At 35.7% G+C, this 26,468-nt stretch carries 27 protein-coding genes, 9 tRNA genes and 1 pseudogene; 27 read left to right on the plus strand and 10 right to left on the minus strand.

From position 1 onward, the window contains the following. Positions 1-642: 642 nt before the first annotated feature. From ACJ5H0_RS18220 to ACJ5H0_RS18265, 10 genes are all read left to right on the plus strand, one after another. Positions 643-715: transfer RNA gene (locus ACJ5H0_RS18220), tRNA-His, on the plus strand. 177 nt (positions 716-892) lie between these two features. Then, positions 893-964 (plus strand) — tRNA-Asp (locus ACJ5H0_RS18225). Positions 965-1,031: 67 nt separating this feature from the next. Further along, positions 1,032-1,103, plus strand: a tRNA-Pro gene (locus ACJ5H0_RS18230). Between the two features lie 79 nt (positions 1,104-1,182). Continuing rightward, a tRNA-Cys gene (locus ACJ5H0_RS18235) sits at positions 1,183-1,264 on the plus strand. A gap of 176 nt (positions 1,265-1,440) precedes the next feature. Then, a tRNA-Tyr gene (locus ACJ5H0_RS18240) sits at positions 1,441-1,527 on the plus strand. Between the two features lie 363 nt (positions 1,528-1,890). Next, positions 1,891-1,964 (plus strand) — tRNA-Leu (locus ACJ5H0_RS18245). Positions 1,965-2,118: 154 nt separating this feature from the next. Then, positions 2,119-2,190 (plus strand) — tRNA-Gln (locus ACJ5H0_RS18250). 74 nt (positions 2,191-2,264) lie between these two features. Then, on the plus strand, positions 2,265-2,750 hold the full coding sequence (locus ACJ5H0_RS18255; protein ID WP_172283751.1) for a ribonuclease H-like YkuK family protein: 486 nt from the start codon (positions 2,265-2,267) through the stop codon (positions 2,748-2,750). Positions 2,751-2,770: 20 nt separating this feature from the next. Next, the gene (locus ACJ5H0_RS18260) at positions 2,771-3,145 is read left to right on the plus strand and encodes a cyclic-phosphate processing receiver domain-containing protein (RefSeq protein WP_411251193.1); all 375 of its coding nucleotides are present in this window, start codon (positions 2,771-2,773) and stop codon (positions 3,143-3,145) included. 87 nt (positions 3,146-3,232) lie between these two features. Beyond that, positions 3,233-3,784 (plus strand): exonuclease domain-containing protein, encoded by a 552-nt coding sequence (locus ACJ5H0_RS18265; protein WP_411251196.1) that lies wholly within the window; start codon positions 3,233-3,235, stop codon positions 3,782-3,784. Positions 3,785-3,817: 33 nt separating this feature from the next. On the opposite strand, the gene ACJ5H0_RS18270 is transcribed toward ACJ5H0_RS18265, so the two are convergent. The 4 genes from ACJ5H0_RS18270 to ACJ5H0_RS18285 are packed head-to-tail and all read right to left on the minus strand — an operon-like array spanning position 3,818 to position 5,951. Further along, positions 3,818-4,711 carry an alpha/beta fold hydrolase gene (locus tag ACJ5H0_RS18270; protein WP_411251199.1) on the minus strand — a complete coding sequence of 298 codons (894 nt, stop codon included), beginning with the start codon at positions 4,709-4,711 and terminating at the stop codon, positions 3,818-3,820. Then, a complete protein-coding gene (locus ACJ5H0_RS18275; protein WP_172283758.1) occupies positions 4,692-5,150 on the minus strand; it encodes a DUF1330 domain-containing protein in 459 nt (152 codons plus the stop codon). Before ACJ5H0_RS18275 ends, ACJ5H0_RS18270 begins: the two co-directional genes overlap by 20 nt. A gap of 10 nt (positions 5,151-5,160) precedes the next feature. Next, the gene (locus tag ACJ5H0_RS18280; RefSeq protein ID WP_411251202.1) at positions 5,161-5,505 is read right to left on the minus strand and encodes a GIY-YIG nuclease family protein; all 345 of its coding nucleotides are present in this window, start codon (positions 5,503-5,505) and stop codon (positions 5,161-5,163) included. A 20-nt stretch (positions 5,506-5,525) separates the two neighbouring features. Then, a complete protein-coding gene (locus tag ACJ5H0_RS18285; RefSeq protein ID WP_345990593.1) occupies positions 5,526-5,951 on the minus strand; it encodes a MarR family winged helix-turn-helix transcriptional regulator in 426 nt (141 codons plus the stop codon). 442 nt (positions 5,952-6,393) lie between these two features. On the opposite strand from ACJ5H0_RS18285, the gene ACJ5H0_RS18290 reads away from it, so the two are divergent. From ACJ5H0_RS18290 to ACJ5H0_RS18305, 4 genes are all read left to right on the plus strand, one after another. Further along, a tRNA-OTHER gene (locus ACJ5H0_RS18290) sits at positions 6,394-6,458 on the plus strand. Continuing rightward, positions 6,458-6,551, plus strand: a tRNA-Lys gene (locus ACJ5H0_RS18295). The genes ACJ5H0_RS18290 and ACJ5H0_RS18295 overlap by 1 nt, the downstream gene beginning before the upstream one ends. A 306-nt stretch (positions 6,552-6,857) precedes the next feature. After that, entirely contained in the window at positions 6,858-7,958 is a 1,101-nt protein-coding gene (locus ACJ5H0_RS18300) for a slipin family protein (protein ID WP_411251205.1), read from the plus strand. Positions 7,959-8,059: 101 nt separating this feature from the next. Next, positions 8,060-8,902, plus strand: a complete 843-nt coding sequence (locus tag ACJ5H0_RS18305) for an alpha/beta fold hydrolase (protein WP_411251207.1) — start codon at positions 8,060-8,062, stop codon at positions 8,900-8,902. Between the two features lie 76 nt (positions 8,903-8,978). Here ACJ5H0_RS18305 and ACJ5H0_RS18310 read toward each other — a convergent pair whose 3' ends face one another. From ACJ5H0_RS18310 to ACJ5H0_RS18325, 4 genes are all read right to left on the minus strand, one after another. Further along, on the minus strand, positions 8,979-9,437 hold the full coding sequence (locus ACJ5H0_RS18310) for a VOC family protein (RefSeq protein ID WP_411251210.1): 459 nt from the start codon (positions 9,435-9,437) through the stop codon (positions 8,979-8,981). An 85-nt stretch (positions 9,438-9,522) separates the two neighbouring features. Beyond that, on the minus strand, positions 9,523-10,407 hold the full coding sequence (locus tag ACJ5H0_RS18315; RefSeq protein ID WP_411251213.1) for a helix-turn-helix domain-containing protein: 885 nt from the start codon (positions 10,405-10,407) through the stop codon (positions 9,523-9,525). 153 nt (positions 10,408-10,560) lie between these two features. Continuing rightward, the gene (locus ACJ5H0_RS18320) at positions 10,561-10,887 is read right to left on the minus strand and encodes a helix-turn-helix domain-containing protein (RefSeq protein WP_172283770.1); all 327 of its coding nucleotides are present in this window, start codon (positions 10,885-10,887) and stop codon (positions 10,561-10,563) included. 6 nt (positions 10,888-10,893) lie between these two features. Further along, positions 10,894-11,322 (minus strand): helix-turn-helix domain-containing protein, encoded by a 429-nt coding sequence (locus ACJ5H0_RS18325; RefSeq protein WP_172283772.1) that lies wholly within the window; start codon positions 11,320-11,322, stop codon positions 10,894-10,896. A gap of 676 nt (positions 11,323-11,998) precedes the next feature. Here ACJ5H0_RS18325 and ACJ5H0_RS18330 point away from each other — a divergent pair. The 8 genes from ACJ5H0_RS18330 to ACJ5H0_RS18365 all read left to right on the plus strand — a co-directional run bounded on the left by ACJ5H0_RS18330 (position 11,999) and on the right by ACJ5H0_RS18365 (position 19,999). Continuing rightward, on the plus strand, positions 11,999-13,537 hold the full coding sequence (locus ACJ5H0_RS18330) for a SulP family inorganic anion transporter (RefSeq protein ID WP_411251216.1): 1,539 nt from the start codon (positions 11,999-12,001) through the stop codon (positions 13,535-13,537). Positions 13,538-13,752: 215 nt separating this feature from the next. Then, entirely contained in the window at positions 13,753-14,427 is a 675-nt protein-coding gene (locus ACJ5H0_RS18335) for an HAD family hydrolase (protein ID WP_411251219.1), read from the plus strand. A 5-nt stretch (positions 14,428-14,432) separates the two neighbouring features. Continuing rightward, the gene (locus tag ACJ5H0_RS18340) at positions 14,433-15,257 is read left to right on the plus strand and encodes a phosphoribosyltransferase family protein (RefSeq protein WP_411251222.1); all 825 of its coding nucleotides are present in this window, start codon (positions 14,433-14,435) and stop codon (positions 15,255-15,257) included. Then, on the plus strand, positions 15,247-15,801 hold the full coding sequence (locus ACJ5H0_RS18345) for a TerD family protein (protein ID WP_411251227.1): 555 nt from the start codon (positions 15,247-15,249) through the stop codon (positions 15,799-15,801). The genes ACJ5H0_RS18340 and ACJ5H0_RS18345 overlap by 11 nt, the downstream gene beginning before the upstream one ends. Positions 15,802-15,807: 6 nt before the next feature. Next, a complete protein-coding gene (locus ACJ5H0_RS18350) occupies positions 15,808-16,968 on the plus strand; it encodes a toxic anion resistance protein (RefSeq protein ID WP_411251230.1) in 1,161 nt (386 codons plus the stop codon). A gap of 15 nt (positions 16,969-16,983) precedes the next feature. After that, positions 16,984-17,928 (plus strand): hypothetical protein, encoded by a 945-nt coding sequence (locus tag ACJ5H0_RS18355; protein WP_411251233.1) that lies wholly within the window; start codon positions 16,984-16,986, stop codon positions 17,926-17,928. Between the two features lie 226 nt (positions 17,929-18,154). Beyond that, positions 18,155-18,766, plus strand: coding sequence for a TerD family protein (locus ACJ5H0_RS18360; protein ID WP_172283782.1), 612 nt, complete (start codon positions 18,155-18,157; stop codon positions 18,764-18,766). A 195-nt stretch (positions 18,767-18,961) separates the two neighbouring features. After that, a complete protein-coding gene (locus ACJ5H0_RS18365; protein WP_172283786.1) occupies positions 18,962-19,999 on the plus strand; it encodes a TerC/Alx family metal homeostasis membrane protein in 1,038 nt (345 codons plus the stop codon). A gap of 76 nt (positions 20,000-20,075) precedes the next feature. Here the strand turns inward: ACJ5H0_RS18365 and ACJ5H0_RS18370 are convergent, their stop codons facing one another. Further along, on the minus strand, positions 20,076-21,071 hold the full coding sequence (locus ACJ5H0_RS18370) for a catalase family protein (RefSeq protein WP_411251237.1): 996 nt from the start codon (positions 21,069-21,071) through the stop codon (positions 20,076-20,078). 207 nt (positions 21,072-21,278) lie between these two features. Here ACJ5H0_RS18370 and ACJ5H0_RS18375 point away from each other — a divergent pair, with 207 nt between their 5' ends. The 5 genes from ACJ5H0_RS18375 to ACJ5H0_RS18395 all read left to right on the plus strand — a co-directional run bounded on the left by ACJ5H0_RS18375 (position 21,279) and on the right by ACJ5H0_RS18395 (position 25,135). Then, a complete protein-coding gene (locus ACJ5H0_RS18375; protein ID WP_411251241.1) occupies positions 21,279-21,638 on the plus strand; it encodes an FKBP-type peptidyl-prolyl cis-trans isomerase in 360 nt (119 codons plus the stop codon). A 163-nt stretch (positions 21,639-21,801) separates the two neighbouring features. Further along, positions 21,802-22,752: a hypothetical protein gene (locus tag ACJ5H0_RS18380; RefSeq protein ID WP_411251244.1), complete on the plus strand. Its 951-nt coding sequence runs from the start codon at positions 21,802-21,804 to the stop codon at positions 22,750-22,752. Between the two features lie 68 nt (positions 22,753-22,820). After that, on the plus strand, positions 22,821-23,105 hold the full coding sequence (locus tag ACJ5H0_RS18385; protein WP_411251247.1) for an Rrf2 family transcriptional regulator: 285 nt from the start codon (positions 22,821-22,823) through the stop codon (positions 23,103-23,105). A gap of 185 nt (positions 23,106-23,290) precedes the next feature. Beyond that, positions 23,291-23,944: an NAD(P)-dependent oxidoreductase gene (locus ACJ5H0_RS18390; RefSeq protein ID WP_172283796.1), complete on the plus strand. Its 654-nt coding sequence runs from the start codon at positions 23,291-23,293 to the stop codon at positions 23,942-23,944. 15 nt (positions 23,945-23,959) lie between these two features. Next, entirely contained in the window at positions 23,960-25,135 is a 1,176-nt protein-coding gene (locus tag ACJ5H0_RS18395) for a MoaF-related domain-containing protein (protein ID WP_411251254.1), read from the plus strand. 249 nt (positions 25,136-25,384) lie between these two features. Here the strand turns inward: ACJ5H0_RS18395 and ACJ5H0_RS18400 are convergent. Further along, positions 25,385-26,420: pseudogene (locus ACJ5H0_RS18400) on the minus strand (M23 family metallopeptidase). Between the last annotated feature and the right edge of the window lie 48 nt (positions 26,421-26,468).

Raw genomic sequence — 26,468 nt, forward strand, 5'->3', positions numbered from 1 at the left:
ACTAAAGGATTCGTTTGGATATGAATGCATGATATGGAATGAGGTAAAATGTGCTGACTTTGTAAATTATTTACTGTAAACTCGTAAAGATTTAATCAAAATACTGCAAAAACGCCTCGATTCCCGGGGCGTTTTTTGTGTTTTTAGAACAGAAATTATTTAGAATGAAAAAAAAATAACCAAAAAAGTGAAAATTTTTAATTAGCGATGAAATTTTAATACAATAAAATAGAGTGATAAACAAACCGGTGAGAGACAGTCATTTAGGTAATTAAAGTATCTGCAATAATTTGCGGACAGGAATTTCTATTTCTTTTTATTTAATGTAACTTATTGATTTTTAAGTTATTATATCTGAAATTTATTTGCGAGTTAAAAAAAAATCATATTTACTTTGCAATCGAAAATTGAAAGCAACAGGTTTTCAGAATTTCAAAAAGTGTTTAAAACAAAAAATATAATGAAACAATTGCATTACATATTTAATCCGTATTCAAGACTACAAGCAGAGGAGCCGAAAGGTTACCCATGTCTTCAGGATAGTGAATTTGTGGATAAAAGGTGCTTATATATGTGGGTCAGCTATTGATCTGACACGTCAAAATATATACAGCACCTCCCGAAAAGAGGTGCTTTTTTTATGGTTTCTTTATCTTATTTGGTAAAGCGTCGGTTTGTGGCACCGGAGAATAGGGTTCGATCCCCGGAGAAACCCAAAGTACAATTCCTTAGCTTAATGAACCGACCACCGGTCTTTTAAAACCGGAAAAAGCGGAGGTTTAATTTCTCTGGGATTAATAAGGAGAGTAGATAAATAGGGGTCGGTTCCGGCTTAATGCTCATAAGTTCTACGATAGTCGTGAAGGTTCAATTCCTTTGCTCTCCGCAAAAAGGTCTATTGAGGTAATGGCTAACCTGCCCGACTGTCTCTTGGGCACTGCGAGTTCGATTCTCGCATAGACCGCAAGGTTCACAGAATATTTCGGCTCCGACTGTCTCTCGGAAAAGAAATAGGAAGCTGAACCTTATAACTGGAAAGATAACGGTGGTTGTTTACCCGCCTTGGACGCGGGAGGTCGCAAGTTCGAATCTTGCTTTCCAGACTATTTTTAATTGAACGCGAAAAGTTGAAATGCAGGTCAATTATCACTAATGAACGATCAATTATAATGAATAAAACCTGATGGTTCGCCGAAGTGGAAGAGTCGGGGCGGTCTGCAAAACCGTTGCGTAAGCTGAGTGGGTTTGAATCCCATAACCATCTCAAATAACTAAAATGAGATTAGTTCCGGAGAAAAGTTAAAAGGATGTCGGGCGCAGAAGTTCTTATATCAAACAAAAAATTAAGACAGGCCTTTTGCTTACTCCATTATAATGATCAGAAATTATGATGAAATCAAAACCTCTATTCATCTTTATCACTGATCCTTATACAAGTCGGGAAGTGCGCCGGAGTTGGAGAGCCGGGACAGACTGTAAATCTGTTGCTTTATTGCTGAGTAGGTTCGAATCCTACCACTTCCACCACAATCAACTGATAATGTAATGGCAGCATGCAGGAACTGTACTCTTGTCGCTTAGGTTCGATTCCTAATCAGTTGATTATTATTAATAAAAGATAAAAGATAAAAGATAAAAGATGATTCATAAATCTTAAGACTAATATCTTATCAATCAATGATCAATCATCATTGATCAATCATATAACGAAAGAGGAAAGAGAAGGGTTTGTCAAGCGCAGAAGATCTTTACAAACACTAACAAGCAAAAGTTTACACCGACAAACTTTCTCTAACCTTAATTAAAAGTGATGATAGATCATAGATCAATGATTGCAGCTATTATAATTTATCTGTTATAATATCTCATCAATTATAATTTGTGAAAAATACGGGAATGGCGGAACTGGCAGACGCACTTGACTTAGACTCAAGATATTGAGGGTTCGACTCCCTTTTCCTGTACAAAATGTTAATTCATATAAAGATAAATAACCATTTGGTTTTTATAATGAATTTTTATTTATCTATAATCAATGATAATTAACGAATGTACAGGTTCGATCCTGTCTGTTCTGTAATTGCGGACAAAACTTATATGTAACTCAGTACTGCAGAATGATTCATGGTGTAATCGGCAGCACACAAGACTTTGACTCTTGTTGTTCAGGTTCGAGTCCTGATGAATCAACAAAATCTTTACTCAATCATCGCTTATCAATTATAAAGAACAATATGTAGAATTTTAAAAAAAATGTAAAAAAAATGGAAACGCAACAAGAAATATGGCAGAATATGAGTGGAAAATTTTTCCACAAGCCTATCACACAGTTGATAGAAGAAGCCATCATCCGCGAAGAAGCTAATGGATACCGACTGAAAGTTTGTGTGGGATCAGATTCTCATGTGTATGGAGATACTATTAGTTATGCTACGGCAGTAGTATTTATTCGTGAAGGAAAAGGTGCGTTTACTTTTATCAGAAAACAAAAAGAAATTCAAACAATCAGCATCAAAGAGCGGATGCTTAATGAGGTGAATAAATCTGTAGAAATTGCTTATACCATCTGTCCTGTTTTAGATAAATATGGGGTCGAAATGGAAGTTCATGCTGATATCAATACAGATCCTGATTTTAAATCCAATGTAGCCTTGAAAGATGCCATGGGGTATATTTTGGGAATGGGATATGTATTCAAAGCTAAACCTTATGCTTTTGCGAGCTCCAATTGTGCAGATATGATGGTTTAATAATAAATCTTGATGATTTTATGAAAATGATACAAAAGCTTTTGTTTCTTGATGATATCAGGTGTCCGGAAGAAGCCTATCACTATACAAAACAGGATTTTTTCTTATTGAAAGACTGGATCATTGTTCGGAATTATAAGCAGTTTATCCATTGGATTTCAGAAAAGGGACTTCCGGAAATGATCTCTTTTGATCACGACCTTGCTGATGGAGAGCATACCGGTAACTGGGATTCCGAAAAGACTGGATATGACTGTGCAAAATGGCTGATAGAATATTGTATGGATCATCATTTGGATATACCAAAATTTTACAGTCATTCCATGAATCCGGTGGGTAAAAAGAATATTATTAACCTGCTTGAAAATTTTAGAAGACAGAATGAGCTCTTTTAGGTTGATCTGACATAGGAACCAGAGCTCATTTGAAGTTGACCAATTATTAATAACAAAGTACATTTTTATACATGTACGACAAAAACTATGAAAACAACAGATCATATACTTATTATAGACCTCGAAGCAACATGTTGGGACAGCCGGCCGCCAAGAGGACAAGAAAGTGAGATCATTGAAATCGGGGTTTGCGTTATGGATGCAAAGACCGGTGAGATCTCAAGAAACGAAGGGATTTTGGTAAGACCTCAATATTCAAAGGTGAGCCCATTTTGTACGGAGCTGACTACCATCACCCAAAAGATGCTGGATGAAGAAGGTGTTTTATTTGATGATGCCTTAGATATACTCCGTGCAGAATATCATTCAGAACATCTTACCTGGGCGAGTTATGGCAATTATGACTTGAACATGCTTCAAAACCAGGCCAGAAGATTTAATCTTGATTATCCCTTAAGTGATAGTCATATTAATGTGAAGACATTATTCGGGTGTGTTCATCCTACGATCAGGAAAAGTGTAGGAATGAGCAGGGCTTTAGGGGAACTTAATCTTAAGCTGGAAGGAACCCATCACCGCGGTGTGGACGATGCTAAAAATATTGCCAAGATTTTACATTGGTGCCTGCAAAATAACTAATTACGGTAAAGCTCCCTTTCTAAGAAGGGAGTTTTATTTTTCCGATAAATTTACAGTTTGTATAATCTTTTTGCAGATTGGGATATAAAGCTCTTCCGGGATGGAATGTCCCATTCCTTCGATCATCATAAGCTCTGAATTCGGAATAGTCCGGTAAAGATCTCTGGCAGATTCAGGATGAAAAATAGGGTCATCTGTTCCGTGAATGATAAGAACAGGTGCTAAAATTTGTTGCAGGTCATTGGGGTTGTATATCCAGGAGCCCATAGCCAACATTTGCCTGAACATACCATTTTTTGTTTTAGAACGGATTAATTCCTGTTCTATTAAACTTCTTTCCTGCATTTCGTTCAAAGGGAAATTGCCTGATATCCTTTTGGCAAAAATTATTTTTTCTTTAATATAAACTTCTTTGTTGGTAAGATAATCAACAGGTGGTTGGGTCATCATTGCCATAACCTCCGGATGTACAGAAGGCAGCTGAGGATTGAGCGAGGTAGATATAATAATGGTGATCGATGATACTCTTTCGGGAAAGTAAGAGCCCAGCAATTGTGCAATCGCCCCACCCATGGATCTGCCAATAATATGAGCCTTTTTAATGTGTAGATGATCCATAAGCCCTATAACGTCTTTTGCCATATCCATCAGTGAATAGGGAATGTCTTCTTTTCTGATCTCTGAAAAGGTTTGCTCGATATTTCTTCCGAATTGGATTTCTTTTTCCGTAGTAAAAACAGAAGCCCCGGAATCCCTGTTATCAAAACGGATGACTTTGAAGCCTTGTGAAGAAAGCTGCTCGCAGAAAGAATTATCCCATCGGATCATCTGGCTGCCTAATCCTGAGATTAAAATTATAGAAGTACTATTATTTTCTCCAAAGATCTCGTAGCATAAATCTACATTGTTAATGATTGCTGTTTCCATTGTTGGGTTTTATCGATTGAAGCAGAATCTCTTCCAGTGGTAACAGTCGAGAATCTTCAATAGCTGCGGTGCGGTGGCCTGCGATTTTCATATATTCTTCGTTTTGTTCGAAATTTAAAAAGTCGCCTACACTTTTTTGACGGATGAGCATGCAAATGTCCCAATACTCTTTTTCAGGCCCTATTAAAAAATGATCCCCTTTTCCAATAAAAAGAATTTCACCTCCACTGGCTGTGAGAAAGGGTTCTGTTTCCTGTATGTATCGGCAATATGCATCCCAGCCACTTGTGATCCCGGAAGATTTCAGTTCCGGATGAGATGAATAATCGGCTTCTTTTTTTAATTTAATAAGGTTCAGATTAACGATTGAACCTTTTATATTTTTACTGAATAAATGTTTTCCTGCCTCGAAAGTAGGATATAGATAAGATGTTGTCATTTTTTTATAACTAGTAAAGATTTTCCGGGAGCTCAATATCTTCGATACAATTCTTTTCTGCTTTTAAAACTTCCTGACGGTAATTGATATAAGGATTGTTCTGGGACTCCACTACCGCAATACATTCGAATATAAATGCATTTTCACCGTACTCATTCCAGTCAGACTGCAATTGCCGATGCGTGTACTGACCAATATTGAGTGAGAATTTTATTTTATTCTCCAATGCTTCGATATTAAGGGAGCCTTGGATAAACTGCTTTCCGTTTATGGTATTTTTAATAGAAAGAACTCCCATTGTTACAGGGTGATTTTTAGCTTTTTCTCTAAGTTGCTGTTTAATTGTATTTTTCATTTAAATCCATTGTCTGTTCATTATTGTATCGATCCTCCCAGCTCAAATAGGAATTCTGAAGTAGCTTTAAGAGATTTGTTCTTCTTAAATGATAATACTTCTGCTGTAATATTTTCTGCTGTTTTTTTTGCTTCTTCAAAGACTTTTTTCCCGGTATCGGTGATTACAACATAGCTGACCCTTGCATCTCTCTCATTGGCTTCTCTGGATACAAGACCTATTTTTTCAAGGGGATTCAAAAGGCGTGTAATCCCTGAAGCTGTTAAACCTGTTTTCTCCGCCAGATCTATTCTGCGGATCTTATGTTCTGAAGACCCTATAAGAATATACAGGATCGTAAAATCACTGAAGCTAAGTCCATGCACACTCAATGCATCAAATTTTCTTGAAATAATGGCCTGCACTTTTGTAATGTTCATAAGCAGTAATAAATCTGTACTTATCATTGAATTATATTTGAGTTGTCAAGTATTTTTATTGTGCAAATATAAACATTTTAATTAATTACGTATTATGGTTAGCTAATTTTATTGTTTAATTGATTTAAAATATGAATGACTGGATAGCCCAAATAGGTAATTAAAAACAAGTCTTTTAGACTAAGAAAATCGATTTCCTGTATAAATAATTTATTACGCAAAATGATTGCGTATTTCTATTATTACTTTGCATTATCAAAATGAATTAATAATAAGGTTTGGAAAAAACAAACCTTAATGAAGATATCAGACAGGTCTTGTTGAGTGTTTCGGTATATCACCATTGCAGAAGGATTGTTGAGAAACATGATCTTATTCTGTTCAGCTTGATCTGAAGGTTTGAGGAGTTTTCCAAAAACTTCTACCATGTGCTATGGGTCGAAGGTTCGAATCCTTCTGTTTCCTTATGGAAATATAACTCAGTTTGGTAGAGTAATAGCTTTATGCGTGGGTTCGATTCCCACTCTCATTTCGGATGAGATAGCTCAGTTGGTCAGAGCACTACGCTTTTAACGTAGGTTAAAATAGACTCAAAATCTATTTTGCGGAGTTTAATATTTCTCTTCAAAAAATGTATGTATGGAAAAAGTCTGAGCTTTTTCAGTTGTCCAGTCAATATTTTGGAGAAGCCTGTAAAAAAGTTTTTTGTGAAAAAATAACCTGACGGATCATGATAAAAAGCTGGATGGTGTAAATGAAGTTTTTTTGTGTAGCAGTGACAGTGAAAACGCTCAAAAGCCCGTGTACCCAGAAAGTAGTATTGTCATGTATGTTTTGAAATGATTCTTTCAGAAATGCTTATTTCCGCTGTTTCAGAAGAAAAATCCTCAGTTTTTTCCTTTTATAAAGTATAAAATAACCTTAAAATATAATATGATGTTTAGAAATGTACAAATTAATGCATATCAGGTAGGTCTGGTATTTAAAAACCGGAATCTTATTGAGATTTTACGAGAAGGCCATCACTGGATTTTTGGAAATAAATCTGTGGATATCTATGAAATGAAAACACTTTTGCAGATAAATGACGACCTGCTGCTTTTACTAAAACATCAGGAGTTAAGCGCTATGCTTGAATTGGTTGAGGTAAAAGACGGAGAACTTGTTTTAGTCTATGAAAACGGAATCTTTAAAGAAGTTCTGCATGTAGGGCAATATGCTGCCTGGAAAGATGTCGTAAACAGGACATTTCAAAAGATTGATATGACGAAAGTTGATATTACTGAAAAAATTTCCAAAACGATTCTGGAAAATCCAAAATTGAAAAACCTTGTGAGAAAATTTGTGGTAACAAGTCAATACAAAGGTTTGCTCATTATTGATGGAAAGCTGACAAAAGTGCTGGAAGCAGGGACTTATTATTTCTGGATGAATGAAATTTCTGTTGAAGTAAAAAGTGTAGATACCCGCATGCAACAAATGGAGATTGCAGGTCAGGAACTTTTAACAAAAGATAAAACAATGCTTCGTATCAATTTTTATGTCCGTTACCAGGTTGAAAACGTGGTGAAAGCATTGATGGATAATAAGGAGTATGATAAACAACTATACATTATCATGCAATTGGCTTTGCGTGAATTTGTTGGGGCTTTAACACTGGATGAATTGCTGGTGAAAAAAGATAATGTAGGGCAGGAGATTCTTGCTAATATGGGTAAAAAGGGTGACGATCTTGGACTGAGAGCTACAGATGCGGGGATTCGTGACGTTATTCTTACCGGAGAAATGAAGGAGATCATGAATCAGGTTTTAATTGCCGAGAAAAAGGCTCAGGCCAATAGCATCATGCGTCGGGAGGAAACAGCTTCTACAAGGAGCTTGCTGAATACCGCAAAATTGATGGAAGAAAATGAAGTGTTGTGGAAACTGAAAGAAATGGAATATATGGAAAGGATCGCGGATAAAATCGGAGATATTACCGTATCCGGAAACAGCAATATTGTTTCCCAGCTTAAAGAGATTTTCGCAAAATAGAAAACTGCCCCAATTATTATATATGAGCAGGTTTCTGTAAAGGAATCTGCTTTTTTAGTACCATCTGAATAAGTAAAAGGAAATTTTAAAAATTATAGGTAATGAGAAAAAATACCGTTTTTAAGAATGATCAGGGAAGACAAAAGATCTTGACAATGTATGATGCTGCGCTGCTGGGTTGTGGTGTGGGAATTAAGCAAAGACTATGTAAAACAAGTTTTGGAGATACATATATGGTAGAAGCCGGTGAGGAAAATGAAGACATTCTTGTTCTTTTACATGGTGCGTCATCCAATTCGACGTCATGGATCTCAGATTTCCATGTTTATGCTCAAAAGTATAAAGTAATAGCCGTTGATATTATCGGTGAACCCGGGAAAAGTGCGGAGACGCGGCTTTCCTATGAAACCATGGATTATGCCCTGTGGTTACACGAGGTGTTTGATGCAATGCAGATAAAAAAAGCACATATTGTAGGGTTGTCCCAGGGAGGATGGCTGGCAGTGCGTTTTGCAGGGTGTTTTCCTGAAAGGGTAAACAAAATGGTTTTGCTTTCACCAGCCGGTATTGTAAGAACTGCAGGAAGTTTTATATTTAAGGCGATATTCTACTCGCTGTTTGGGAAAGCGGGCAGGAAAAAAATCAACGAAATTATATTAGGAGAACAGTCCGTTGATCCAAAGGTTATAGAGTTTATGGATCTAATGCAGGATCATGTCAATGCACGGATGGATAAAGAGTATATCTTTCAGGATGAGGAGTTGGAGAACCTTACCATGCCGGTTTTGTTCATTGGAGGAAGAAGAGATGTTATCCGGTCTACAGAACAGATTTCAAAACGTCTTGGAGGTATATTGCCGGACTTGAAAACAATTATTGATGAAAATAAGGGACATGTACTCGTGGACACGTCTGAAGAAATTGTTAATTTTCTTCAGAATTGATGGTATGCCAATTTGAAAATTCTGGTCCGCAGACGGGCCAGAATTTTTAATTCAAAAAAATTTTGAGCGGATGAATTTATTTCCCCTCGTTATTTTTACTGACCCACTCTTCATAAGAAATTACACCCCATTCAGGTCTGCCTTCACCTTCTAAAACAGAGATGAATTCCAGTTGATTTCCGTCGGGATCATTAAAATAAATAGCTAAAGCCGGCATCCATGCAAAAACCATAGGCTTGTCTATCCCGTCTTTTAAGAAATTATAAGGTTTCAGATTTCTGTTTTGTAAATAGTCAACAGAATAGTTCAGGATGTCTTCCTTATCACTTGAAAAAGCAAAATGCCGTGGTTGTAAATTTTCTTTTTGCTCCCATAAACCCAGCATAAAGTCCTTTCCTTTACCAATCCATAAAAATGCAATAGGTCTCGTTTCGTCACGATGAGCCAGTGTGAGACCTAATACTTCAGTGTAAAATTGAATGGCATTCTCCAGGTTACTCACTTGAATATGGGTTTCATATAATCCTTTGATCATGATTTTTTTGTTTAATGTGATGATACAAAGCTATACATAAAGACAGGAAAATAGGAGAGCCGGATTTCGGCTTAAGTGACCAATTTTACGGTTGCTGTCTAAGTTCTGTGGGAGTTTTGCCTTTCTGATGTTGTGTGAAGCGGGAAAAATGCGTTGGTGAGTCAAATTGCAGCTCATTACTGATTTCTTTAATACTTTTCTCAGTATATTTCAGAAGTACCTCTGCTTCACGCAAAATTCTGTTTTGAATAACTTTTAAAGCCGGATATCCTAAATGTTCAGTTACACACTCGCTGAGGTATTTAGGGGTTATGTTCATTTGGTCCGCATAAGATGCCACGGCTTTATTTTCTTTGAATTGTACGTCAACAAGCTGCCGGAAGCGGTGCATAATCTGAAATTTCCGGTTGATCGAAGTATCGGAATTCAGCAGGCAGATTTCGCAAATCCTATTGTATTCAAATAAAATCTGTACAAGATAAAGTCGTATCATTTCCATTCCGAAGGGAGCTTCTGTGTCTATTTCCTGTGAAATTTTATTGAATTTGTACAGGAAATCTTTTTGTTGTTTTCCTTTCAGAGGAAATGTCGGAGGATAGTTGGGATTAATGAACATGAGATCATTCAGCACATGGTTATAAGCCCAGCCTTTTTTTATAAATGAAGGTTCAAAAAAGATGAATTTTGCATCAAATGTTTTCTGGGGCTTTTCTAATGCTACCCATGATTCTGCCGGAATCACAGAAACACTGTTGGGCATGATTAAAAATTGATGCGAGCCTGCTTTGATCCTGGTTTTACCCGTCACTCCTATAATAATCATATAAAAATGAATGCGGTTACCCTCAAGAGGTATTATCTCTTTGCCACTGACGGACAGGCATACAATGTCCATTTCCTTTTCGGGAAGGATGTAATTGAAATAACGACCGACAAATGATACAATATTCAGCTCGTGCTCTTCTTTCATGATGAACAAAGTTATCAATCTGTTGATTAAAAAAATCAATATTTTATTTCTTTATAGAAAAGCTATGATAGGCATTATGATTCGAATGTACAGACCTATCCAGCTTAAATAAAAAGCCGGCAAATAATCATTCGCCGGCTTTTTATTATTTTTTTAACTGATTTCTTCTTCAAAGTTCTTTTTCCATTTTGCAATGGTAGTTCTGCTTATCTTGTACTTTTTAGACATGTAACTTGTCGAAAAGCCATGCTTTTTTTGATATTGCAGTAGTTTAAGCATTGTTTTTTTGTCGTAGGTTTTTAGTTTTTGATTGTTTTTTGAGCTTTCTTTTGATTGTTCAAAAATTCTTTCATTGAATTTTAAGACATCGTCAGAAGTGTTAAGTCTTTTCAGTAGTTCTTTAATTTTGGGTTCTTCTAATTTATCCGGATGCTCCAGTCTGAGCATATCATGGTAAATCTTGCTGTAATTTGGTCGCATTATATCTTATTTAATGGGTGTGTTTATTTTTTGCAGCCAACGGTGAAGGGTACTTTTAGGAATAGAATATTCTTTAATGACCTCATTCAGAGTCATCTCTCCTGATTGAATTCTTTTAATGATGAATTCTTTTATTTCCTGTGTGTAAATGTTTTTTCTGAAATAAGGGATTTTGTCTGATTTCTCCGTATTCTTGTTTACAGCTGCCGGTGGAGCATATAAAATAAGGTGAGAACTATATAATCTGAAAAAATCGTACTCCAGTAATTTGCTGCATCGTAGCAGAACTTCTGTATCTATCGATTTGCTGTTGTACATCTTTTCAACAAATTCTTCATCCTTGTTTAAGAAATTACAAATTCTTTCCATTGTAATTCCTTTATCGTCAACCCGCTCTTTCACGAATTGCCCGATATGTATTTCTTTGTATAACATTTTTATTAGATAATATTTTATAATTAGTGTTTGCTTAGATAGATTAGATAAAATAGTATATCAACTGTATTCTGAATATGTGATACGTATAGAAATAATAGAATATGTTACAAAATAGGTAATCAATTGCCCTTGTGAGCAGCGAAGATGGTAAAAAGCAAAACTTCTGGAATAGCATGGCTATTATTTGCTGAATTTTTTAGTATGTAAAGAATGACTTGAGTATCCTTCTAACCTCCATCGATGCTTTTAGCGATTATTTATCTTTTGTCTCGTCTAATAAAATACTATAGATATCAGATTTTATGACTGCAGTAGCAATAATATATTATCTAAAGCCCTTTCATTCAATTTTTTCTTTATATTGTTTACTCGTAGATTAATTTTTTTTATAAAAGTTAAATAAGAAAAATCTTATTTTAATTTAAAGTTATATAATAAAAAATCAACTTCTTGATTTTCAAATATAGAAAAATTTAAAATTGATGCAAAAAATATAAGTAATAAATAATGTTAAAAAATGACATTAACGGAAAAATTAAGGTTTTAAATTTTTATATTTTTAATAATATAAATTTATGTGTGAATTATTTGAAATAATGCTTATTCGTTTATGCTATTTTGAGAATTCGTTTATTGTGTATAATATTTCAAGTATTTACCTTTGTGATTAACTATGGATGCATTCACTAATATCTTCGATTTTCCTAAAAAAATTAATTATAAAAATGAATTACTTGCGGGATTTACTGTCGCGATGACCATGATCCCGGAGTCTCTTTCATTTGCGATTCTTGCGGGACTTTCTCCGCTTACGGGTTTGTATGCCGCTTTTTTAATGGGATTGATCACGGCTGTTTTTGGAGGGAGGCCGGGAATGGTGTCCGGAGGAGCAGGTGCTACAGTTGTTGTATTGATTGCTTTGGCCAAATCGCATGGCGTAGAATATCTGTTCGCAACCGTTGCTTTAGCAGGAGTTTTCCAGATATTGGTTGGTATTTTTAAACTGGGGAAATTTGTTCGCCTCATTCCTCAGCCCGTTATGTATGGGTTTTTGAATGGTTTAGCGGTCATTATTTTTATGGCTCAGGTAGAACAGTTTAAATTTGTAGATGGCAACGGAGCTGTTCATTGGCTTCAGGGAAATTCTTTATATATTATGGCCGGACTTACGGCTTTTACGATAGCCATTGTTTATTTTTTTCCTAAACTGACCAAAGTTGTTCCTGCCTCATTGGTTGCCATTATTATTGTTTTTGGACTTGTCCTGGGATTAAATATCCATACAAAGACTGTCGCGGATATTGCACACATCAGCGGAAGTTTTCCGGCATTTCATATTCCTGACGTACCATTTTCGTTAGAAACCCTGAATATTATATTTCCTTACGCATTAATCATGGCTGGTGTAGGCCTTATAGAATCTCTTTTAACTCTTTCGATGGTTGATGAGATCACCAATTCCAAAGGAAATGCTAACCGTGAATCTGTGGCTCAGGGACTTGCTAATATTACCAATGGTTTTTTTGCCGGAATGGGCGGTTGTGCCATGGTAGCTCAGACGTTAGTTAATCTCAATGCAGGATCCCGAGCCAGGCTTTCAGGAATCATTGCATCAATAACGATTTTGATTATTATTCTGGTAGGAGCACCATTTATTGAAAAAATTCCAATGGCTGCTTTGGTAGGAGTAATGATGATGGTAGCCATCAGTACCTTTCAGTGGGTTTCGATAAGGATTGTCAATAAGATGCCAAAGTCTGACATATTTGTTGGAGTGATCGTTGCGATGATAACAATAGTTTTGCATAATCTGGCCTTAGCTGTTCTTGTAGGAGTCATCATTGCGTCGTTGATATTTGCCTGGGATAATGCAAAAAGGATCAGAGCAAGAAAGTACGTTGATGAAGATGGAGTGAAGTATTATGAAATCTCCGGCCCTTTATTTTTCGGATCTGTAACCGCATTTGCAGAGAAATTTGATCCGGCAGCCGATCCGGATAAAGTTGTTGTGGATTTTAAAGAAAGCAGAATTGTTGATATGAGTGCAATTGATGCTTTAGATAAGCTGTCCAGACGGTATCATGAGCTCAATAAAACCTTACACCTACGCCATTTAAGCGAAGACTGCAGGAAAATTTTAAAAACAGCGGAAGCGGTAATTGATGTTAGCATAGAAGATGATCCCACTTATAAGGTAATGCCCGAGAAATAGACAGATGGTAGGTACGTGCCATGATGAGTTGTCGTTTTTTTTTCTTAATTATTAATCATAAATCTTAAAAAGTTATAAAAAAAACAGACTTTAATTTTAAAAAATTATCTTTGGGAGGAATTGAATAGATTCAAACTAAAAACTAACGACGAAAAAATGAAATTATATGGAGTAATTTTTAGCAATGCTCTGTGTAAATTGTAATACGTACCATTTTGAAAACAGATATTGACATCCACAACCACTATCATTTCTCTTTTGATTTGTGGCTTACTTTGATAAAATCTCACCCTGAATTTAAAGCAAAAAGAGTTGAGCTGTTCATCTCGTTTTTTACCATTAATCAACCCATAGAAACTGTTACAAAAACAGTAAAATATTATGATGATTTGTGTAATACGATGAACGAAGTTACAGGAGGGAATGTGGATACATTTGAAATTTATCTTCTTATATTAAGCGCTTTACAGGTTGATATAAAAGAAATCAATACGGATGATCTCAATGCATTTTATATAAAAAGCGAAGAATTGTTCCTGGAGTACAAACCGGTTATTATTTTTGACAATATACACCAGCTTTTCGACGAGATCAAAAACCAGGGGAAGACCATCAATATTTTAAGTAATACCGGCTTTATAAAAGGGAAAACGCTTAGAAAGTTTTTAATAGAAGAGAATCTGGACGATTATATCGATTTCCATATCTATTCAGATGAGATCAATTGTTCAAAACCCAATCCGATTGCTTTTCAGGAAGTGAAAAGTAAAATCAAAAACCAGGAGCTGGAACTTCGTCAGATTTTGCATATCGGTGATAATGCGATTGCCGATTTTAATGGAGCGAAAAGCTTTGGTTTCAATGCACATTTACTTAAACATTCAATATAATAACTATGAACACGAGGTACAGTTTACATCATATTCATTCTGCGGAAGAGTTTAGCTTTTCTCCGGCAGAATACAGTTATTTTAAATATGGAGATAAATCTTATGCCGAGAAGTTTGCTAAAGAATTATTCGAAGGATTTATTAGACATTATGAAGGGCTTTTCGATGCCGATAAAGAAATCGTGATTTTACCGAGTCCTTATATGGCAATTCCCACTGCTTCAAACTTTTTATGCTTTTATTTTAAAAAGTGCCTTGATTTCTATCTTTTTCAAAAAGGAAAGAAGTCAAGTATTTTATCCAAGATCAACCGTAATCATACCTATACAACAGATTATGGAAATCTTAATTTCGAGGATCGGAAAAATCTGATTGCTAATGATACGTATTATATTGACAAGGATTTTCTAAGAGGAAAACTTTGTATTTTTATAGATGATATCAAAATTACAGGAAGCCATGAGCATACTGTAAACAAAATATTGAATGAATATGACGTACAAGCTGATTTCATATTCTTATATTATGCGGAGTTAATGAATTTTAGTATTGACCCGAAAATTGAAAACTACTTCAATTACTATGCAGTAAAAAATGTAGATCACATTGCTGAGGTGATGGCAAGGGCTGGTTTTCAGTTTAATACGAGAATTGTGAAATATATTTTAGGGTTGGATTCAAGTAATTTTGAGTATCTTACGTCTAAAGTAAAAAAGGAACAGATCGATAGCTTGCTTGAACTGGCAATCAGCAATAACTATCATTTAATAGAAGAATACGAAAATAACATAAATGCTTTAACACAAACAGAATTATATTATGGCTATTAACTTACAAAAAGGACAAAGAGAAAATATAAACGCACCTAAATTTACCGTAGGTTTAGGATGGGACATCAATAATACATCAACGGGAGGTTCATTCGATTTAGATGCTTCTTTATTTTTATTGGGAGAAAATAAAAAATTGGTTTCAGATAATCACTTTATTTTTTATAACAACCTGGAATCTCCGGATAAAGCTGTAATCCATACGGGAGATAATTTGACTGGAGATGGAGATGGCGACGATGAGCAAATTAAAATTGATCTTACCAAAATCGATTCTGCTGTAAAGGAAATAACAGTGGTTGTTACCATTCACGAAGCTGAAGCAAGAAAACAAAATTTCGGACAGGTAAGAAACTCTTTTATCAGAATTTTCAATACCGATACCAACGAAGAAATTCTAAAATATGAACTGGATGAGGACTTCTCCATCGAAACGGCGGTAGAATTCGGAAGAATCTATAACAGAAACGGAGATTGGAAGTTTGAAGCGGTAGGAAGCGGACAGAGAGAAGGGCTTGAAAAATTTGTATCACTTTATCAATAATTTATCATGGATAACGAACCCAATCAACCTATCGGCCCACTTCAGTCAATTGAACCTCTTAAAACATTTGAGCCGGCACAGCCTGTTCAATCCAACCAGGGAACACCTGGGGTTCTGGTGGACCGCGATGGAAATGTGAATTTAAGCCAGATCAAAAATGATGATCTGCAGAAATATGAAAATGCAGCGAATGCCATAGATGAAACTAATCCCGGTTCTATCGTAAATTTTGGTTCTGAACTGCAGAAGACGCTTGCAAATCAGAGTGACAGCTTTCTGAATAACGTAAGAAGATCCAATTCAGGTGAGGTAGGAGAGCTGATCAATAATTTATTGGTTGAGCTTAATTACGTGGATGTAGATGAGATCAATGGCGGAAATAAAGCGAAAAGCTTTTTAAGCCGTTTGCCATTCATGAAAAAAGTAATTACCCAGGTTGAGAACTTATTTGCGAAGTACGATAAGATTATCAATAATATTGATCAGATCTCTTATAAAGTAAATGCCGGGATCATTACTTCTACAAAGGATAATGCAGTATTGCAAACGATCTTTGACAGCAATGTGAATTCAATTAAACAAATAGAAGATCTTGTAATTGCAGGGAATCTAAGAATGGAGAGAGCGGGAAGAGAACTTGCAGAAATGGAAGCGAATATCCAGAATTATGCTGATTATCAGATTGCAGATAAAAGAGACTTCATTAACAGGCTGGACAGAAGATTGGCTGATCTCAAAGTTGTTCGTCTGATCATGATGCAGTCCCTTCCGCAAATCAGATTGGTACAGAACAATAATGTTTCCATAGCTGAAAAAGCACAGACTATCCTTACCACAACATTGCCGGTATGGAAGAATCAGCTTTCTTTAGCTGTTGCCATGCACAGACAGCAACAGAATATTGAAATTCAGCAAAAGGTATCTTCCACTACAGAAGAAATTTTAAGGAAAAATGCAGAACGTCTGGGGCAAAACTCCAGAAACGTTGCGAAAGCAAACGAGCAGACCATTGTATCCGCTGAAACCTTGAAAGAAACAACAGCCATGTTGATCAATACCCTGAATGAAGTAAAGCAGATCCAAAAGCAAGGAACAGAAAACAGAAGAAAGCTGGATCAGGACCTGCAAACATTAGAAAGCGAACTAAAAGCAAATATCAGAGGTTAATAATACGATACACCGGTGAATGATGAAGCTGTAACCATACTGTCTCAGAGTAAAAGAAGATTAACGAAACTTAAACTTCTTGCCAACTTCTTTGAAAATGTTAATATAATATCCATTTACATTAAAACAGATATTATACATAATCTGTTCAATGAAAATAAGACACTGGATTTTCAGAAGCTTGAGCTTTTTCACCTTCAGTATACGGACAGCCTGATAGAATTGTTGACCAAGATAAAGAAGAAAAAGGAAAACGATCTGCTGGCGGTTATTAATGAAATTGATATTAATAATCAATATATTTCAGCTTTTGAAGAAAGGAAAGTTGATAGTTTTGAAATAGACAGGAAAATGTACAGCGGTATATTTTCTACGCATTTGAAAAATTTGTATAAAGATCTTACAGAAGATAAATTCACCCTGAACTGGAATGATGTTTTATATTTTCATAAAAAATATGCAACGGAATTTTACAGAACGGAGGCAGATGAATCAAAACTTAAGCTTCATCCGGTTCCTTCTTACCAGTACAATGATTATTTTATTGAAAGGAAATTATTAGGTAAGCTTAATATACAAAACTTTAAAGTACGCTTTATGTGTGGTTACAGAATCGACAGAAATGAATATGAATTATTTCGGATCTTTCAATCGGATGAACACTTTATCTTCAACATTGAAGAGAAGAGATTATACCTGATCGATGATGAGCTTGCGTACTTAAATACTGCGGAAAATGAATCGAACCAGATTGTTATTATCAACCAGCTAAAGAGGAAAAATCAGGAGCTGGAGGAATCAATCGGTGAAAGAAAACGTACACTACCTGAAGATGTAGAGACTGTTTTAAAGGACTATCTTCGAAACTTAGAAAACGTTGATATTATGAGCAAAATATTTGATGTCAATGAAGAAACAAATATTCTGCGTGCAATGCTTAATTTGAATTTGAATAATTAGGAAGGAGGGAAAATGCAAATTTGCTGAATTGTAAAAAGGCCAAATTGCATTATTTGTAGAAACTGTAAAATAGTTACTATAAGATAAAAAAAAGAAGCAATTTCACAATTATTCAGTTTAACGGATTAACTTAAAAAAGAAACTACCTTCAAAAAAGGTAGGATAAAAGTAATTTTGCGATTCAGCGGTTTCGCAGTTCACTAAAAAAATAATTAAACATAAAAAAATGGCTATTAACTTACAGAAAGGTCAAAGAATTAATCTTACCAAAGAAAACGGAACTACTCTTACGCAAGCCTGTGTGGGAATTAACTGGGGGGCGATTGAGAAAAAGAGCTTTTTCGGGGGAAGTAAAAAAGAAGCAGTAGACTTAGATGCGAGCTGTATTTTATATGATTCCAATAAAAATGCAACGGAAGTAATCTACTTCGGAAACCTAAAGTCTAAAAACGGATCTGTGAAGCATAGTGGGGATGATCTTACAGGGGATGTAGACGGAGATGACGGTTTGGATAATGAGGTTATTACGGTGGATTTCAATCAGCTGGATCCCGGTGTTGAGCATGTTGCCCTGGTTTTGAACAGCTACAGAGGTCAGGATTTCGGAACCATTCCGTTTGCGTCCATTCGTATTTATGAGGGAACACCGACTAATGTAAAAGAAGTTTTCGCTAAATACGATATTGCTAACGACAAATCATTCAGCGGGCATGTTGCGATGGTAATGGGAGTTTTTTACAGAAGAAACGGGGAATGGAAATTCAACGCAATCGGAGATCCTACCGCAGACAGAAAACTGGAGCAGACAATCCAGACCGTACAGCAAAAGTATTTATAAGAAAAAAAATATAGCACATAGACTGATTTACAGGCGTAGTGAGCTGATTATTGTTGATTGTAAATTTATTAAACAAGACTTTTGTCAGGCTTAGTTATGCTGAAATTGGTTATATTTACGCGAATTGAAATAAATGGCAATAATTGTACTCTGTACAGCTATTGCTTTTATCGTATATAATAAACACATAGTAAAGTGGAAAAACATCAAAGTATTTTAGAACTGCATCCTGGATTGGTGTGGGGATTTGCGGTAACGGTTGTTATCATGTTGCTTCTCGATTTGGGAGTTTTCAACAAAAAAAGTCACGAGGTTTCATCTAAAGAAGCAACGATCTGGTCTGTAGTGTGGATTTCATTGTCCATGATCTTTTCAGGAGTGGTATATTGGGTGTTCAATCAGGCTGATGGGCATCATCTTGCTGTAGAAAAGTTTACCCAGTACCAGGCTGCTTACTGGATAGAAAAAGCCCTTTCAGTGGATAACCTGTTTGTATTTATCCTTGTTTTCGGATTTTTTAAAGTTCCGAAATATTTACATCATAAAGTTTTATTTTGGGGAATTATAGGCGCTTTGATTTTCAGGGCGATATTTATTTTTGCAGGAGTCGAGCTGATCAATTTAACTTATTTACCTGAAATGCACATTTTTGGTGAAGCTGTTAAGATTAATATTGTAATGGCACTCTTTGGTATTTTCCTTATTTATGCCGGTATTAAATCCTGGGGTGACGGAGGCGATGATGAGGATGAAGATTTCAGTAATACTGCCGGGGCAAAGCTTATCAAGAGCTTCTGGAAAGTTGCCGATAACTATGATGGAGATAAGTTCTTTACCGTTAAAAACGGGATCAGAATGGCGACCCCACTTTTGGTTGTTGTAGGGGTAATAGAATTTACGGATGTTCTTTTCGCTGTAGACTCAATTCCTGCTATTTTTGCGATTTCAGATGATCCGTTCATTCTTTATACTTCGAATATTTTTGCAATTCTAGGACTTAGATCATTGTATTTCCTATTAGCGAATTTTATTCATATGTTCAGTAAATTACCTTACGGATTAGCTATCATCCTATCTTTCATTGGAGTTAAGATGTTAATTGCACCATGGATTCATATTTCATCACCAATCTCATTAGGGGTCGTGGGTGGAGTACTGGTGATTTCAGTTATTTTATCAATCATGTTCCCTGAAAAAGAGGACGAAGCAAAAGAAAAGCTTGAAGAAAAATAAATCAAAAAGCCTTACTTAAAAGTAAGGCTTTTTTATTGAATCTAGTTTTTTTATTTCGTGTCAATTGTTTTCAAGGTTATCCATGCAACAGTTTATTGATCTTACGCCGGGTCTGTACAGATACCTTATACGCTTCATCCCGGAGTTTCTGGATTTTACCAACAGGCTGGAAAATAGTCTTGCTTTCAAAAGGATTAAAAGACAGGAGTTCGTGTTCACACGATCGCTCCAGTATGCCATCCTTTTTGATTAGTACTTCACCTATTTTAATAAGGGGAGCATTCTTCCATTCACGATTTAAAATATTAATGGGCTGATCCTTTAAATCACAACACAGCTGAACCAATACATCCGCTACATACTCATTGGATGAAAAGTAATTTTCAATAGCTTCACGGGTACCTGTTTTTTTTCCAAAATTCTTCTCCGGAGATTGAGGTTTTAGCTGTATTTTGATCATATATTCGCCTAATCGGTAGGCTCCGATAGAGTGAAAATCAAATGAAAGGAAGAAATTGTTACGCCGGCTGATCAACCTGAACAGATGCTTTAAAAATGAAAAGGTGAATACTGATGGGGTTATTTTTATTATCTGGTAAGCAAGAGGAAATACATGGTTCCATTTTTTTATAAAAAATTGGTTTATTGAGGTAAAAAGCTTCAAAAATGTACTTACTGAGTTAACCGGGAACAAAGGGAAATTAACCAATGGATAATTGGCCAGAACATCGCCGGTTTCGTCTTTTATTTTTACTGAAAAACCATAGGCTGGTATTTCTTTTTTCGATTTTGTAATTTTCAGATGTGCATTGGAAAACCTGATGATAAGATCATATTTTTCCTTATCAAAAAAGGGTTGCAGATTATCGGGTAGATTTGTATTTACTTTGAACTCTCCCTTTAGAACCGCATATGTTGTAGCATGAGCATTTCGCGTCGCATAATCTACATCGCTGATAATGGATGACTGTTCAACAAAATCTGAAATACTTTTTTTGTTGATCGTAAGAAGTTCTTTTTCCTCCTCCGTCAGTTCATTGAATTTCTTATTATATAATATTGGGCTTGGCATTAATTTTTAAATCCAATTATAACACCAAGTTTCGAATTGCATGTTAAGATAATGTTATTTTAGTGTTTTATCTGCTTAACATTCGGTTTTCAGTGTTTTTCAGAAAGTTTATCTTTGTAAAAAATTAAATAATGGGAGTAGCAGATATGTTATTTAAACGCAAAAAAGAACTGGCAGAAAAAAAATCTTAATGAGGGAAAAGCCTTCATGGAAGAAAATGCCAAAAAGGATGGTGTTGTAACTTTGCCAAGCGGATTGCAGTATGAGATCATTACAGAAGGTAATGGAGCTCAGCCTAAAGCAAAAGATACGGTAAAATGTCACTACCACGGAACCACAATCAAAGGGGAGGTTTTTGATAGCTCTGTAAAAAGAGGAACTCCGGCGTCATTTCCTTTGAATAGAGTAATATCCGGATGGACAGAAGCTCTTCAGCTAATGCCGGTAGGAAGTAAATGGAGATTATTCCTTCCTCCTAACCTGGCTTATGGTGAGGAACAGATCAGCAAAGAAATTGGCCCGAACAGTACCCTTATTTTTGAAGTTGAACTATTGGGAATTAAATAATTTACTGATTAAATAAAGCTTAAAATTTACCCGATTTCTGGGTAAATTTTTTTATTTACTTTAAATTCGTATTTTAGATTTTAAGTTGTTTAAATAGGTGATAGATTATTTTTAATAATGCATGCAATCTCCTTCAACAGCTGACTACACAAAAATAGATTGAATGAAAAAGCTGCTTTACCTTTTTGCTATTTTTAGCTTAATAACTTCATGTGTTTCCAAAAAAAATCAGGCCATAAAGCAGAATATTCTTACTTTAAAAGATAGCTACTGCAAAGCCCCGTTCCAATACAATTACAGCAAAAAGCTTCCTTCCTATAATTCTGATTCTATTCTGGCTGCGAACAAGGAACTTAAAGGAATGTTTTCCGATCAGAGTATCCTTATCCTGAATGCTCTGGATAATCTGGACGAAGTGCATCAGATTATAGAACTTAAAAAGGATACCTCACTAAGTGCTCAGGTTAAAGTTTTACAACTTAAAACTAAAATTAACAGTAAAATTACGATTGCACTAACAGAGCTGGATGCTGTAGCGGCTGAATTTGATTGCGAAGGAGAGCGGGTGGCTCAGATTGGAAGTTATGTAGATAATCTCAATGCTTCCAGGAATAATAAACTTATTTTATATTCCATTGTGGCAGGAGCTGCGGCATCCATTGCGGGAGGAATTGTAAAAGATGAGGGATGGAGCAGTGCAATAGATATTGGTGGGGGTGCTTTGGGAGCCGGATTCGGATTGGCTACCCTGAACCCGAAGGGGAAGAAGGTAGAGTTTATCCATCAAAGAAATCTTCTCAGGGATATATGGAACGAAAGACTTGAATCTCCTAATTTTCCACCATTTATCTGGTATATGTATACCGAGAAGAAGTTTTCCAATAAAGAATCAAGTTCCATCATCCAGAGTATGAAACAAAGATGGCTTCATTATCAGTTCGATGATGATAGGAAAGCTGCAGACAGTTCGGTCATTTTTAGTGACGGAGGATTTTATCGTGCTGATGACCTGCAAAACCGTGCAGCAATGCTTAATCAGATGCAATCAGCAACAAGGACGATCAATCAGAACATCAACTATCTGCTTTTGGATTTGGATAAATTGATACTTTAAGAAAAAAATAACTGTAATAAATTTTGTTACAATTAAAAAAATTGTTTTACCTTTGTCCTGTAATTAAAATGAACAATACAAGATTTGCTACGGCAGTACATATTATGACCTTATTGGCAGATAGTCCGGAGGAGTGGTTAACTTCTGAGTGGATGGCTGGCAGTATTAATATTAATCCTGTTGTTGTTCGTAAAGAGTTAGGGGTTTTAAGAAACGCTGGTCTGGTTGCAAGCAGACAAGGTAAAGAAGGAGGAAGCCAGCTTTCAAGGAATGCGAGCGAAATCCGTATTTCTGATATCTACTCAGCAGTAAAAAACACTGAAGTTCTGGGTAAAAAAAAATCTAAATCCTAATCCGGCTTGTAATGTTGGAAAAGAGATTAATAATCATTTAAACACATTATTCAGCGAAACAGAAAAGTTAGTGATTCAATTTTTAGGGGATAAAACATTACAGGAGTTTTGTGATCAATTCAATTAAAATTTTTTACCCTTAAATGTAACAAAATTTATTACAATTTAATTTAAAAATAAACATTATGAAAAAAGTAGCAGTAATTGGTGCAACAGGATTTGTAGGTTCACATGTAGTGAAAGAACTGGAAAACAGAGGTTATGAAGTAGAGGCGATCGTAAGAGATGCTTCTAAAGTAGAGCAGAATGACAAAGTAAAGGCTAAAAGTGTTGATGTAAACAATGTAGAACAGCTAGCCGAAAATTTAAAGGGAATTGATGCTGTAATCAGTACTTACAACGCCGGATGGACAAATCCGAATCTATACAATGACTTTCTTACCGGTTCTGAAAACATTGAAAAAGCAGTTGAGAAATCGGGAGTAAAAAGACTTATAGTAGTAGGAGGTGCAGGAAGTCTTTATACACCGGATCATGTACAAATTGTAGACACCCCAGATTTTCCCGAAGCATATAAACCTGGAGCTACCGCTGCCAGAGATTATTTGAATAAGATCAAAGAAAATAATACGCTTGACTGGACCTTCTTTAGCCCTGCAATTGAAATGAACCAGGCTAACGTAGGAACAAGAACAGGAAAATACAGAACTTCTTTAGAAACTCCGGTATTGAATGAAGAGGGAAGAAGTATTCTGTCAGTAGAAGATGTCGCAGTTGTTCTTGTAGATGAATTGGAACAGAACAATCATATCCGTGAACGTTTTACAGCTGCTTACTAATCAAAACAACATTTTATGATGCTGAGAAAAAAATTATTATCATTACTGGCTGTTTTAGTTTTTGTAGGAAGTGCATGGGCTGGAACCCTAAAAATAAAAGTATATAATCCGGGAGCAAAAGCTATTTTTCCGATTACCTCTACTCTTGTATACGGAGATAAAGATGCCATACTGATTGATGCACAATTCCAAAAACAATATGCGGAAGAGTTGGTAAAGGAAATAAAAGCGACAGGCAAAAATCTGAAAACCGTTTTTATTTCGCACAGCGACCCTGACTTTTATTTTGGGCTTGATGTTATTAAAAAAGCATTTCCTAACGTAAGGATCATTTCCACAGCGCAGACAGCTTACCTTATTTCGGCTTCTAAAGATGATAAGCTGGCAGTATGGAATCCTCAGTTGAAAGCGGATGCTCCCTCAGAGGTTTATGTTCCTCAGGCTATAGACTCAATTCCCGATTTGGAAGGAAATAAAATTGAGATCAGACAGAACCCTGACGATCCTGCCCATAGTTTTCTGTGGATTCCTTCGTTAAAAACAATTGTTGGAGGTATTTCCGTTTCTGTAGATTCTCATATCTGGATGGCAGATACTCAAAACAATGAAGCTATTGATAAATGGATTGCACAGATTGACGCAATGAAGGCTTTGCAACCACAACAAGTTGTTCCGTCTCATTTTGCGAAACTAAATTTGTCTCCACAATCTCTGGATTTTGTTAAAAAGTATTTAGAAAACTATAAAAAAGCCGTTCATGAGAACAAAAGTTCAGATGCTGTAGTGAAATATATGGTGAATCAATATCCGGATCTTCCTGGAAAAGATGAGTTGGGCATGGGTGTTAAGGTATTTTTAGGAGAGATGAACTGGGATCTGAAATCGCCATATCCGGCAATCGGAAGAAAGGTTGAAGTGGATTTTGGAAAAGGAAATTTTGTATTGAATTATAAAGATAATAAAACGATGTCTTTTAGCGGTACAGAAGCTTTTAAAGGTATTTCAGATACTGTTGAGTATACGGCAACTGAGATTGCAAAAAATATATTCATGGTGTATTGGCATGAACCTAAAACCGGTGAAAATGTTACCCATATTCAGGATTATAATAAAAACATAATTTATACGAATATTGCTGGAAAAGACGGATCGTTCGATCATTTTAAAGTACCGTTTAAAATCTTGAAATAAAATAATAGGTAAAAACTCGGCTGCCGTCAGGCAGCCGAGTTTTTTAATCCAATAATTCATTTAGGTATTTTAATTAGAAGACTTATTGTAGCCGGCAACCTTAGCGGATTCTTGATTGATTAAAATTAAAACGATAGAATCTTTGTGTATAAAACTCTCTCAGATATAACGGATTACACAGTCTCTTTTTCAAGTATAAATTTCGAATAAAACAACAAAAACGGCTGTCTTTTGACAGCCGTTTTTATATTATAAATTCATAAATAATTTCGGATTCACCGGAGTATTGTTTTTGTGCACTTCATAATGAATATGAGGACCTGTGGAACGTCCTGAATTTCCGGATTTGGCAATCACCTGACCTACTTTTACCTTATCGTTTACTTTTGCGATCAATTCGGATAAGTGGCCGTATAAAGTTGCCAAGCCATTTCCATGGGAAACAATTACGCAATTCCCATAACCTCCCTTCTGTCCTGAGAAAATAATGGTTCCGGCTGCCGCTGCTCTTACATCAGAACCATAAGCAACAGCAATGTCCAGACCTTTATGAAATTGCATCTGATCTGCTTCGGCAGGTGGATTATTTTTTTCTGTTGGTGCTGTTTTGGAAGATGACGGATTGGCGGCTAAGGTTTTTGTAGTGGTTGATGCAGCTGATGGAGTAGCAGCATTGGTTGCTTTTGGAGTAACCATTACTTTTACCTCTCTTTTATTTCCGTAACTGTCTGTCAATTCAATGATCTTTTCAACAGGTTCGGCTTTCACTTCCGGTTTTGGAGCTGCGGCAACTGCTGGTTTAGAATCTGCAACCGCACTTGTCCTTACGGAAGCATAGACGGTCTTAAATGGAATAGGATTTTTTCTGACTCCAAAATTGGACGAAATATATCCGTCAGTTGGCATTCCCAATGGAACCTGCATCAGTTTTTTTTTGTAAATCCATTAAATATTGACTGTAACGGTTGGCTTGTTTGGCCAGATAGACAGTGTTTGAAATACTGTCTTTACTCAGAAACATCAGCTTTTCACTAGGAACATCTTTAGACTTCAGGAATGAGTTAAGCTGTGCTACGGTTTGATCTACTAAAGTAAGATCTGTTTTCATTTTTAAGTAATCTACACTGTCTTTTTCAGTGTTTATTTTCACAAGGTTTACTTCGTATGTTTTATCATCCTTTTCGGAAGATAACTTAGCTATAAAGATGCCTTGAGCAAAAACTACCAGTAAAAGTCCTCCCAGGAGTATATTTACCTTCTTTTTGCTGCTTAGAAATTTATTCATATTTCTTCAGTTAGTATTAAAACAGTATTAGCCTGCAAATTTAATTAA

It is taken from the genome of Chryseobacterium proteolyticum (assembly GCF_046591535.1).
GTDB classification, from domain to species: Bacteria; Bacteroidota; Bacteroidia; order Flavobacteriales; family Weeksellaceae; genus Chryseobacterium; species Chryseobacterium proteolyticum.